Annotated in this window: 10 protein-coding genes; 6 read left to right on the top strand and 4 right to left on the bottom strand. The window is 32.6% G+C overall.

Features of this window, described 5'->3' with window-relative positions; all coding sequences use genetic code 11:
- The first annotated feature begins 11 nt into the window (after positions 1-11).
- The 3 genes from P6733_RS12070 to rpe all read left to right on the top strand — a co-directional run bounded on the left by P6733_RS12070 (position 12) and on the right by rpe (position 4,271).
- On the top strand, positions 12-2,351 hold the full coding sequence (locus P6733_RS12070; protein ID WP_306353155.1) for an outer membrane beta-barrel family protein: 2,340 nt from the start codon (positions 12-14) through the stop codon (positions 2,349-2,351).
- 182 nt (positions 2,352-2,533) lie between these two features.
- Positions 2,534-3,397 carry a sigma-70 family RNA polymerase sigma factor gene (locus tag P6733_RS12065; RefSeq protein WP_306353154.1) on the top strand — a complete coding sequence of 288 codons (864 nt, stop codon included), beginning with the start codon at positions 2,534-2,536 and terminating at the stop codon, positions 3,395-3,397.
- Between the two features lie 211 nt (positions 3,398-3,608).
- Complete coding sequence (rpe, locus tag P6733_RS12060; RefSeq protein ID WP_306353153.1) at positions 3,609-4,271, top strand: ribulose-phosphate 3-epimerase; 663 nt, start codon at positions 3,609-3,611, stop codon at positions 4,269-4,271.
- Positions 4,272-4,352: 81 nt separating this feature from the next.
- Here the strand turns inward: rpe and P6733_RS12055 are convergent, their stop codons facing one another.
- From P6733_RS12055 to P6733_RS12040, 4 genes are all read right to left on the bottom strand, one after another.
- Positions 4,353-5,426, bottom strand: coding sequence for a T9SS type A sorting domain-containing protein (locus tag P6733_RS12055; RefSeq protein WP_306353152.1), 1,074 nt, complete (start codon positions 5,424-5,426; stop codon positions 4,353-4,355).
- A 98-nt stretch (positions 5,427-5,524) separates the two neighbouring features.
- A complete protein-coding gene (locus P6733_RS12050) occupies positions 5,525-6,328 on the bottom strand; it encodes a zinc-dependent peptidase (protein ID WP_306353151.1) in 804 nt (267 codons plus the stop codon).
- A 101-nt stretch (positions 6,329-6,429) separates the two neighbouring features.
- Positions 6,430-8,730 (bottom strand): hypothetical protein, encoded by a 2,301-nt coding sequence (locus P6733_RS12045; RefSeq protein ID WP_306353150.1) that lies wholly within the window; start codon positions 8,728-8,730, stop codon positions 6,430-6,432.
- A gap of 56 nt (positions 8,731-8,786) precedes the next feature.
- Entirely contained in the window at positions 8,787-9,818 is a 1,032-nt protein-coding gene (locus P6733_RS12040; RefSeq protein WP_306353149.1) for a hypothetical protein, read from the bottom strand.
- A 230-nt stretch (positions 9,819-10,048) separates the two neighbouring features.
- Here P6733_RS12040 and P6733_RS12035 point away from each other — a divergent pair, with 230 nt between their 5' ends.
- The 3 genes from P6733_RS12035 to P6733_RS12025 all read left to right on the top strand — a co-directional run bounded on the left by P6733_RS12035 (position 10,049) and on the right by P6733_RS12025 (position 12,154).
- Positions 10,049-10,429, top strand: a complete 381-nt coding sequence (locus P6733_RS12035; RefSeq protein ID WP_306353148.1) for a group III truncated hemoglobin — start codon at positions 10,049-10,051, stop codon at positions 10,427-10,429.
- 139 nt (positions 10,430-10,568) lie between these two features.
- Positions 10,569-11,630, top strand: a complete 1,062-nt coding sequence (locus P6733_RS12030; protein ID WP_306353147.1) for a 3-oxoacyl-ACP synthase III family protein — start codon at positions 10,569-10,571, stop codon at positions 11,628-11,630.
- Positions 11,631-11,632: 2 nt separating this feature from the next.
- The gene (locus tag P6733_RS12025; protein ID WP_306353146.1) at positions 11,633-12,154 is read left to right on the top strand and encodes a methyltransferase domain-containing protein; all 522 of its coding nucleotides are present in this window, start codon (positions 11,633-11,635) and stop codon (positions 12,152-12,154) included.
- Position 12,155 lies beyond the last annotated feature (1 nt).

Here is a 12,155-nt window from a genome sequence, read left to right as displayed (position 1 = left end):
TATCAACTTTTGTGCAAGCCCAAGGATCCAGAGTATCAGGTCAGGTTACAGATGAAAACAATACACCACAGGATTTTGTTGAAGTTCATTTTTATCAAAATGATATTCTGAAAAATTTAAGCCTAACCAATGAAAAAGGGATATTTAAAACTTCTTTGAAGAATGGTTCTTACACCATCAGTGTATACAAACTCAATCAAATAATTTACAGCTCAGAAATATCACTTAAAAGCGACCTGAACTTAGGTATTCTCAAACTCACAAAGAACATCGAGTTGAATGAAGTACTTGTTCAAAGAGAACAGAAACGATTTGAAAGTAAAACAGATCGCCTAATTTTTAATGTAGAAAATAGTATTTCCTCTTCGGGTGGCGATGCACTTGATCTTATAAAAATAATCCCCGGAGTGAGGGTTCAAAGTAGTGCCATTAGTATTATTGGTAAAAGCGATGTCCGCGTAATGGTCGATGAGCGTTTAATACAACTGAGTGGCGAGGAACTTAATACTTACCTAAGATCATTAAGCTCGGACAACATCAAAACAATAGAATTAATCACCACACCTCCGGCTAAATATGACGCAGAAGGAAATAGTGGCTTGATTAATATTATCATGAAAACCACCGTTAAAGATTCATGGCAATCCACACTACAATCCACTTATATTCAAACTACCTATTCTGCTCTATTGAGTAATGCTAATTTTAATTATCAGAAAGATCGATTTGGTTTTTTAATCGATATTGGCGCTAAGCAGGGTTCTGAAGCAGCACTAGAAACTATAGACACAAAATTTCCAACTCAACAATGGGAAGGCGACATTAGAAGGAAAGATAGAAAAGAATTCATAAGAGGTCGTATTGGCATGAATTATCAATTGACCGAAAAGAGTACTATTGGTATGGAATATTTTGGTGGTTCTTTTAACCCTAATAGTACGGATGCTAATACGATTAAAATGTCTAATCGCTTTACAAATGTTCCCGAAGGACTTAATTCAACTTTTGGTCAAAACGACAAAGACAATTACCGTCATTCCATCAATTTGAATTTTGTACACACCATTGACACTTTAGGCAAAAACATCTCTATTGATGTTGATTATTTCAAATACAATATCACTCAAAGCAGAGATTTCACATCACGAAATACAACCTTCAACACTCCGAATGCTTCTGATTTATTTTTAGAAGCAAATAATAGTAGTTTACAAAACATTAATAATTACAGTACAAAAGTGGATATTAATTATCCTCTAGAATCTATTGAGATTAATTTTGGTGTAAAATTTAGCTTCACCAATAACAATAATACTATTGACTTCAAGAATATCAACTCTAGCCCGAATGTAGAGCCTTCTCAACATGATGATTTTGATTATCACGAAAATACGCAGGCTGTTTATCTTGGCGCTAAAAAGACGTTAAACAAACAATGGACCTTTCAAGCAGGGATACGATTGGAATCAACTCAAAATAAGAGTTTATCTAAGTTCACGAATGAAGAGTTCAGTAATGATTATCTCCGTTTATTCCCTACCGTTTATGTATCCTATACATTAAATGAGAAAAATACGTTCAATCTTAATTATAATAGACGTATTAATCGTCCTTCGTATTGGGGACTGAACCCTTTTCGATGGTATTTTAATATTTATACGTTCACTGAAGGAAATCCTTTTTTACAGCCTTCTTACACTGACAAAATTGAGATTTCACACAATTATAAAAACAAATTAATTTCAAATATCTACCTGACTAAAGAAACGAATGGGATGTCTCAGTTGCCTATAATTGATGTAGCAACTAACACTACCTTATTAAAAATGGATAATTTCTATACTCAATATAACTATGGTATTTCTGAAACTTTCATATACAACACTATTCCTTGGCTACAGAGTTACAATCAGGTGAATTTATTTTATTGTGATACTCAACTTGAAAAGGAAACAAATAGCAGGTCTTTTAGCGGTATGTGCTATTATTTCTCCACTAACAACTCTATCAATTTGAACCCATCGAAGTCTTGGCAAGGGGAGGTTAATTTTTGGTATAATGCTCCATTCAAAGCATTGATTGGTGAATTTAAAAGCACATCTAGTTTTGATATGGGTCTAAAATATAATCTGACAAAAAACAATTTATTATTTAAATTAACTGTATTTGATATCCTAAAGACCAACAAACCGCAACAAACTACCTACACGAACAATGTTGAACAAACTAAATCTATTTATTTTGATGAAAGATCCTTCCGTTTTTCATTAATTTATAAATTGGGTAGTAAAAAAACAAAGCATAGCCAAAGGGAATTTGGAAATAAAGAAGAAACCAATAGAGCAGAATAAAACATTAATTATCAATACATTACAACACTATTTGATTTCAAAAAAAGCATTAAAGTTAAGCACTCTATATTTAATTTATGACTTCACAAGGTTAAATAAAAAATATTTTCAACAAAATTGTAACTTTTGTACACTGAGTTACGTATAACTATGGTACACTTAAAAATTGAGGAGATTCTTACATGAGACAACTTAAAATTACCAAGCAGGTTACCAATCGTGAAACTGCTTCCTTAGACAAATACCTACAAGAAATTGGAAAAGTTGACTTAATTACTGCTGACGAAGAAGTAGAATTAGCACAGAAGATTAAAGCCGGAGATCAGAGAGCCTTAGAGAAATTAACTAAAGCTAACTTACGTTTTGTTGTATCTGTAGCAAAACAGTACCAAAATCAAGGTTTAACACTTCCCGATTTGATTAATGAAGGTAACTTAGGTTTGATCAAAGCTGCACAACGTTTCGATGAAACGCGTGGTTTCAAATTTATTTCCTATGCAGTGTGGTGGATTCGTCAATCAATTTTACAAGCTCTAGCCGAACAGTCTCGTATTGTACGTTTACCGTTGAACAAAATTGGTTCGATTAATAAAATCAATAAAATGTACGCTTTATTAGAGCAATCTAATGAACGTCCACCTTCAGCAGAAGAAATTGCAAAAGAACTTGACATGACAGTGAATGACGTAAAAGAGAGTATGAAAAACTCTGGTCGTCATTTATCTATGGATGCTCCATTAGTTGAAGGAGAAGACTCTAACTTATATGACGTTTTACGTTCTGGTGAGTCACCAAATCCTGATAGAGAATTAATCCATGAGTCATTACGTACAGAAATAGAACGTGCATTAGAAACACTAACACCACGTGAAGCTGACGTTGTACGTTTATATTTTGGTTTAGGAGATCAACACCCTATGACCTTAGAAGAAATCGGAGAAACTTTTGATTTAACACGTGAACGTGTACGTCAAATTAAAGAAAAAGCAATCCGTAGACTAAAACATACTTCTAGAAGTAAAATATTAAAAACTTATTTAGGTTAATAACCATATCATTGGCATCTCTTTTGTAGATAACAATGGAAGACAACAACAGTTTCAATAACTGTTCGTTTTTTGATTGATGATTGAAACTCCGGCTGATTACCGGAGTTTTATTTTTTTATACCCTTGTATAATTTCTGCAAACTGTATTTATTGTTCCTCATAAAACTGTAAACTTTTATTTATCTTTGCCTAAACAACAACACTAATAATGAAAAATACTTTAATTGCACCCTCTGTACTAGCAGCGGATTTTGGTAATTTACAACGTGACCTTGAAATGATTAATAATAGTGAAGCCGATTGGTTTCATATTGACATCATGGATGGTGTATTTGTTCCGAATATTTCCTACGGAATGCCTGTTCTGGAAACAATCAACAAACACGCAAAAAAAACTATTGATGTACATTTAATGATTATCGATCCTGATCGTTACATCAAAACTTTCGCTCAACTTGGATCAAATATATTAACGGTACACTATGAGGCTTGTACACACCTACACCGAACTCTTCAAGCCATAAAAGCGGAAGGAATGAAAGCTGGTGTTGCGCTTAATCCTCACACGAATGTAAACTTATTGGAAGATGTTATTAATGACATTGACTTAGTATGTATTATGAGTGTAAATCCAGGATTTGGTGGTCAATCTTTTATTGAAAATACCTATAAAAAAGTAAAACAACTAAAAGAAATGATTACCCGAAATAATGCTGCTACTTTAATTGAAGTGGATGGTGGAGTTACTAATAAAAACGCAAAACAACTTGCTGAAGCTGGTGCTGATGTATTAGTTGCTGGAAGTTTTGTATTCAAAGCTACTGATCCCATTGAAACGATAAAAGATTTAAAAGCAATTACAAAAATTTAAATCTTTATTCAATATATAAAACAAAGCCGCTGAATCTTATGGATTCAGCGGCTTTTCACTTATAACAAAAATACTTACTTACTATTCTTTAATTAATTTTTTAACCGTCAAGCTCTCTCCTGACTTATCAATTAATTTCAACATGTACACTCCTGAAGTTAAACTTGAGATATCCACAGAAGCATTATCTGTGCCTGTAATTTTTTTACTGAATACCCTTACTCCTTTTATATCATAGATCTCTAAGCTTTCTGCCTGCAAATCTGATAATGTATTATTCCATTTTAGGTTTAAATCTCCTTTGGATGGATTTGGATACATTGCAAAATTATTACGCGCTTCCAAGTCATCTACTCCTAGTGTTCCGTAATCAACAATAAAAGGAATATCTACAGCAACATCTGGTGCAGTAGCTGGATTCCCAGTATCTACTAAGGAAACCCAAGCAGATGTTCCTGGATCAAACTGAATTGCATTGTAACCCGCTTGAGTTCTTGCATCAACAACTGTACTCGCTGGAGTAAAATTCCCTGTTCCAGCAATGTCTCCAATTTGGAATTCAACCCAATATGTTCCTGCTGGCAAACTTAAAGTAATTGGAGCACTTTCGATTTTCCAAATTTTTCTTGATGTACCTGGTGTAGTTGGCGTTGGGTATAAAGTATTCCCTACTCTATACATCAAAGCATCACTTGATGCACCAAAAATATTCACGTCCAAATCTCCATATACAATAGCTGTTGGTCCTGAAGCTGGATTCGAATTGTGTATCACAACTCTTAAATCATTAAAAGGTGATGGAGTAGCTGCTGCTCCTGTTTTATAAGCATAAAAAGTAAGCTTACTCACATTCCATGTTTGTCCGGCTGGTACAGTAAAATCATCTGCCATAGAAAGATCTCCTGCTATTGCCGCACCAAATCCTGTGTTTGTATTACTGATTGTAGTAACGCCTGCGTCATTTTGAAGTTCACTCCAAGTGTAGCCTGCCGGAGCTGCTGTTCCATTTTTTGATGTTGCTCCTGTAGAAAGATTACCGTTAATGTATTGCTGTTGTGCAATAGAAAAGGTTGAAATGGAGAATAATGCTAACGATAGGAATAAAGGGTTTGTTGCAAAAAGGCCATTTCTTTTTAAAGTAGTTTTCTGAATCATGTATGGGTATTTATTAGGTTAATAATATCCCAAAATAAAACAAAAATAATATACTATATCAATAATTTTATGATTTAATTGAAAATATCACTAATAAATTAACTTTTGTGATTAATCATGATTGAAACCTTACGATATAACAAAGGGAAGTTACTTTTAAAATCTTCGGGGGTTTCAAAAAAGTATTCCAGAATCACAGCAATAAACTCCACAGGGTTAACAAAGGCGTAGGCTCTGAAGTATTTTTTCTCTAATAATAATTTCTGATTTTCAGGATTATTTACATACTTTTTAATCTCTTGATAGCCTTGTGCAAAAATTATCGCACTGGAATCTTTATATTTTACACAGTGAAAATGAAGTGCATGTGCAAATTCATGTAGCCCTAAATTGAGATTGTCTTCTTTATCTTTATTTCCTTGAATAAAATCTTCCCAAGAGAAAACAATTACTTTCATTTTTGGATTGAATTCTCCTTTGTGGTATTCTTCATTTCTAGTCGAAAAGTAGACGGATGGGTAAATTATAATCTTCGTAAAAACATTGATCTTATAATTCCTCATTCCAAAAGTGAGCATTACATAGGTCGCTGCTAAGCTAACTTTCACATCGTCTGTAATATGAAAACCTTCTCGACCTTCAAATTCATAGTTTGTAATAAAATAATGTACTCGGTGTTCGAAATACTCCTTCTTTTTTAAGGATAACTGATTATAAAACTGACTTTCTCTTTCTAGTACATTTAACTGTTCCAGCGTGATTCTTTTTTTGAAAACGGACCAATGAATATAAACTGGTTTTTTAAAAAAGTGCATATATATTGGCTCAATTATTCCTGCCCACAAATATCCTATTACCCATACAACGAATGCAAAAACCAATGCTATTTCTATTATTTCCATGTTCTTATTATAGTATTAATCTAACGGCTTATAGTGTGATGGTAAAAAAAGAGGTGATCTTTTCAGACCACCTCTCCAAATATAATTTATATTTTTCAATCTTAGCTTCTTCCAACGTAGTATTCAAAGTACTTACATTTTGACAATGCTTCTTTATAAAACTTTGTAGTTTTATAACTCACTTTCAAAGTACTGAAATAATCATATACTCTTGCATTAGCATCTTTTTTAAGATCATACCATGTATTATAGTCTTGTCCGAAATAAATATCTCTCTCAACAGATGCTGCCATAAACACAGCTTTTGCTTTAAATTCTTTATCCTTAGAGTTGGCTATTGCTAGTTTATAGTATTCAAGTATTTTTTTCAAGTCATTATTAACCATCACTGTATATCCAATGCTTTTATAATTATACATTGCAGATAAATCATCTACTTTTACTTCTTGCCCTGTAGAATACAGATTTGAATTGTACCAATTTGATTCTTTATAAAATGGTATATTTCTATAGTAACCTGCTCCACTTATATTTTGATAATAATTCCCCAGTAAGTAATTTGCTTGTGCTCCTAACTCTGAGTTTTCTTTGGACATTGCCTCAAGCTTAATTAATGCAGTTACCAAGGTTTTCTTATTCATCATTTTAGGAATAAATGAAAATCCTTTCAGATTCACCACCACATCAGTCATCACTTTTCCTTGTGCTGCTTCAAAACTCATTTTTATTCTATTGCTAAAAATTAGCTTTGGAATATTACTGTATCCATTAAATTCCGTTTTCCCAAACTTACGTTTTGTTCTTTTTTTCGTTTCCCAATTGTAATCATAGGTTGCCATTTGATATTCATTAGGAACTTTATTGAACCATACTAATGCATTTTGCAAATCATTATTCCTCCAATAATATGTTCCTTTTAAATCATATAATGATGCCAAAATATTTTTTACTGGTTCTTCTACGTACCCTTCAGATAAAAATACAAAAGGGATGTTTCCTTCATAGGATTTAATTAAATCATCGATAATCTTCAAATTTGGATTATCAAATAATGCCGGAATAGTATTGTGAACCATGAATGCTTTTGCATCTTGTCCTCTCATTTTATAAACATGAGCCACAACCTCATAGATATAGTCTTTATCTGCTGACTTTTGACCTAGGTATTCCTTAATTTTCTGTTCTTCTTTGGCTCCTAATTCTGTTAAACTTGCTAAATAGGCATTGAATCTGGTCCTGCTAATCTGTTTCAATAAAGCTTCATCATTCGTTTTCACTTCATCCAAAATCGCATTCACTTTATTTGTATCTCTCTTCAAGAAAGACAGGTGTGCTAAATATACATTCCAAAAATCTTTTCTCTCAACACCTTTATTTTTAATCATCTTCACCACAATCTCTTGGGCTTTATTGATCTGGTTTGTTATTTCTTGAGAAGGGCTTAAAAATGTAGGCGCTCCTTTATCGTCTTGATAATAGCTATATCCATTAGGCACTGTTAGTATTTGTCTTTCTAGCTTATTAATATAACGCACTGCTAATAATTCTGTGTAAGGTGATCCAGCATCTACTTTCATAATGTTTTCCACTTCTGCCATCTCATCATTAAAGGCATTGTATCCTCTCATTGCATATAGCGCTGCTTTTTCCTTTCCACTTTTACATTTCTTCAAGGCTGTTTTCCAGTCTTTTTCATTCTGAAGTTTAATACTTAAATAAGCACTTTCTTTTTTGTCTTTTGTATTATCAAAAACTCGACTGAACAAATAGGATGCTTCGCCAATTTTATTCTGATTTGTCAACACTCCCCCCATTTGCTCTAGCGCATAATAATAAATAATATTATTATTGTCCAATGGCTTCACATAAGCATCAAACAGCTTTACTGCTTGTTCATTTTCTCCTGAATAATGGGCAAAACGAACTAATTGATATCCATAACGAAGTTTAATTTCATTGAATGGCGTGTTTTTATAGAAAGCCATCCCTTCTTTGATTAAATCCTGATATACTGTACCGCTTGCTTTTTCACCTCTATGAGGTTCCCATCCATTATCTGCTAATGCGTAGGGTTCTAATGTTTTGGCATACCTTAAATATTCAACAATAGCTTTTGCTTTTTGTGAATCATATTTGAATTTCACTAAATCTTTTATTGTTGATTTATATACCCAATTTGCCCAATCTTTTTCAGATAGATTTGCAATCACCGGATCATCGGAAGCAAATTTCTTCCAGGCTTGAATATTTTCATCTGGCGTATCATTTTCTGTACCTGTACTATAGAAACCATTATTATACGTCAATAAAAAGGGTGTTATACTCTTGTCTTTTATCAAAAGTTGATCATATAGATTATAGTAATAATAATCCTCATCCCAATCACCTCCACAGGCATTCATAAATGTTTTTAGTGGTGCAAAAAAAACGACTAAAAATATAAGGTATCGCAATCGAATCATGATGAAAAAATATTTAGTATAGTTTGTAATTTATCCGTTGAATAGTGTTTTAAAATCTCTTGATCTAAATGATAGAATATGATTTCAATTTTGTCATTATTTAGTTTATGCTTTAGTGTTTTAGCCGCTTCAATCAATGTAGACTCCTCTACTTCTTCCACTTTTATTTTGAAATCTTTATTCAGCCACATTCCTTTTAAATAATGAGGTTCTACTACGCGGTAAAAGTTTTCGCCTTCTTCTTTGTAAAGAGAAGGATTTGCTTTTAACTCTGAATTTCGAACGCCATTAATCAATTTTATTTTACCAAAAGTATTCTGTACAATTCCCCAACTATACAAAGGCAATGCAATATCTAATGGCAATTGATAGGTTTCCATATTTTGTATATACTTCGAAGCTTCTTTATTATCTAAAATTGAATTTTTAGCTTTAAAATCTGTCGGTTCAGAAGAAGCATAGTACATTAAGACACCTCTGTCTACTGGTGGAATACCAGTCTTCTTATAAAACTTAACTTGATGCAAACGAATTGTACAACTCAAATGTGCAGCTGTTCGCTTCTTTTTAATCAACCTCAAAAATGTGAAATAGTTTTCTTTTGTTCCTGCCGTCCAATCACAATCAAACTGATATGCCGATGGAAAAGTTTTAAAAATTCTATTGTATAATCCATCAATCTTTTTCACCGTACGATTGGCCAATGTATCTAATTCTGTTTGAGAAATATTTTCAAAGGTTCTATTCGTAATAAATATGACAGGCACAACGGGTATCGCCGGAAATTGTAGCTCTTCAAATTTCTTAATTTCACCGACAGGTATTGCCCCATTTCCTTTATTATCGATATCAAAAAAACGAAAATATAATTTTTGAGTATGCAAAGCCTCCATATACTTTCTATCAACATCTTCTTTTTTCAATATACTCTTCCAAAGATAAAATGACGTGCTTACTTCTTTTGGTTTGGAACATCCTGCCATCAAAAGCAAAAACCCAAGTACAAGAAGCGTTATTTTCTTTCCCATTTACTGATCATTTACAAGACAAAGGAAGTAAAATTAATTGATACTATTCTTGGCTGAATTAATTTATATCATCCATTTTTAACAAAACACAGAGCATCAACACTAAAATATCACATCTATAGATAAAATCAAGCGTTACAACCTCAGACGATGCATTACAATCTATATTTTATTAGCATTTTCACTGTATTAACTTTGTCCAACATTAATTATTTATTACCTTCATCCCCATGGAAGATATCACCTCAAGAAAGGAAATAGAAACTTTAATGTCTGCTTTCTATTCGAAACTCCTTATTGATAATTCGATAAATTATATTTTTACCGAGGTTGCACAAATTAATATGGAAGAGCATCTCGCAATAATTGTTGATTTTTGGGAACAATCTCTTTTTCATAAAGGAAATTACAATAGAAACGTTCTTGAAATACATCTGAATTTAAATCAAAAAATGAAATTAACAGAAAGTCACTTTGCTACTTGGCTCGCTACATTTAATTCAACTGTTGATCTACTGTATAAAGGAGACAATGCAGAAAAAATTAAAACACGGGCATTATCAATTGCAACTGTCATGCAAATCAAATTACATAACACAAATCAGCAATAATATATTAATTTACTGACTTATTCACATTTACCACATTAGTATATTGCTTAATTCATAATTATATGCGCGCATACTAAATTTCGTAAACAACATGAATTATTTATCTCTAAATTAGCATAGAAATATCATAATATCTACAATGAATATAAAAATAATTGGATCTGGAAGCTATATTCCAGAAGTAAAGGTCGCCAATCAGGATTTTAATAAACATATCTTTTTAAATGAAGACGGTACTGCTTTTGGGCATACTAATGATGTTGTGATTGACAAATTCAAAATGATTACTGGTATTGAAGAACGCCGCTATGTTGAGGATCATTTAACAACTTCTGATATTGCATTTATTGCTGCTCAAAAAGCAATTGAATGTGCTCAGATAGACCCTGAAACAATTGATTATATTATTCTAGCTCATAATTTTGGAGATGTTCAACATGGTACAATCCAATCGGATATGATTCCAAGCTTAGCTTCTCGTGTAAAACATAAATTACGCATCAAAAATCCACAATGTGTGGCTTATGATATCCTTTTCGGTTGCCCTGGCTGGATAGAAGGTATGCTACAGGCTTCTGCCTATATAAAATCGGGCATGGCAAAGCGTTGTTTAGTTATTGGTGCAGAAACATTATCGCGTGTAGTAGATATGCATGATCGTGATTCTATGATTTATTCTGATGGTGCTGGTGCTTCTGTAGTAGAACTCACAACAAATGACCAAGAAGGATTGTTAGCATATGAGAATGCTACATTTTCATACGATGAAGCTTACTTCTTATATTTTGGAAACTCCTTCAATAAAGACCTTCATCCAGACACGCGTTACATAAAAATGGCGGGGCGAAAAATCTATGAATTTGCTTTAAACGAAGTTCCCAAAGCGATGAAAAGTAGTTTGGACAAAAGCGGAATCGCTATTGATAAAGTAAAAAAGATACTAATTCATCAGGCCAATGAAAAAATGGACGAAGCAATTATTGATCGTTTCTATAAGCTTCATGGCCAAAAAGCGCCAAAAGACATTATGCCTATGAGTATTCATAAATTGGGAAATAGTAGTGTTGCTACTGTACCTACCTTATTTGATTTATTAACGAAAGGAAAAATTGAAAATCAGCATCTAAATAAAGGAGATGTTATTATCTTTGCATCCGTTGGCGCTGGTATGAACATCAATGCTTTCGTTTACAGATATTAACTATGTACGAAAAAACGTTTCCAAATAAAAGATACAAACATACTTTAGAATTTTTAAGAAAACATATTCCACAATCTGATTCAATTTTAGATTTGGGAGTAGAAAATCCTTTTTCACTCATTATGCGAGAAGAAGGATTTTCGGTTTTAAATACTCAGGGTGAAGATTTAGATGAAGACCAGACTGTTCTTCAAAACGGGAACTATAATGTCCTTACTGCTTTTGAGATTTTTGAGCATTTGCTAAATCCATATACTATTCTAAAAAACATAAAATCAGACAAATTAGTAATCTCTGTTCCATTGCGTTTATGGTTCAGTCCCGCTTACCGAAGCAAAACCGACTTATGGGATCGTCATTATCACGAATTTGAAGATTGGCAATTGGACTGGTTATTGGAAAAAACAGGATGGAAAATTATTGATCGTGAAAAATGGACTAATCCTGTAAAAAAACTGGGCATCCGACCTTTATTACGTCAATTCACTCCGCGTTATTATATTATTTACGCAGAAAGAATATAAA

This window comes from Flavobacterium aerium (genome assembly GCF_030766725.1).
Lineage (GTDB): Bacteria > Bacteroidota > Bacteroidia > Flavobacteriales > Flavobacteriaceae > Flavobacterium > Flavobacterium aerium.
This window is presented reverse-complemented; position numbering and strand designations above follow the sequence as displayed.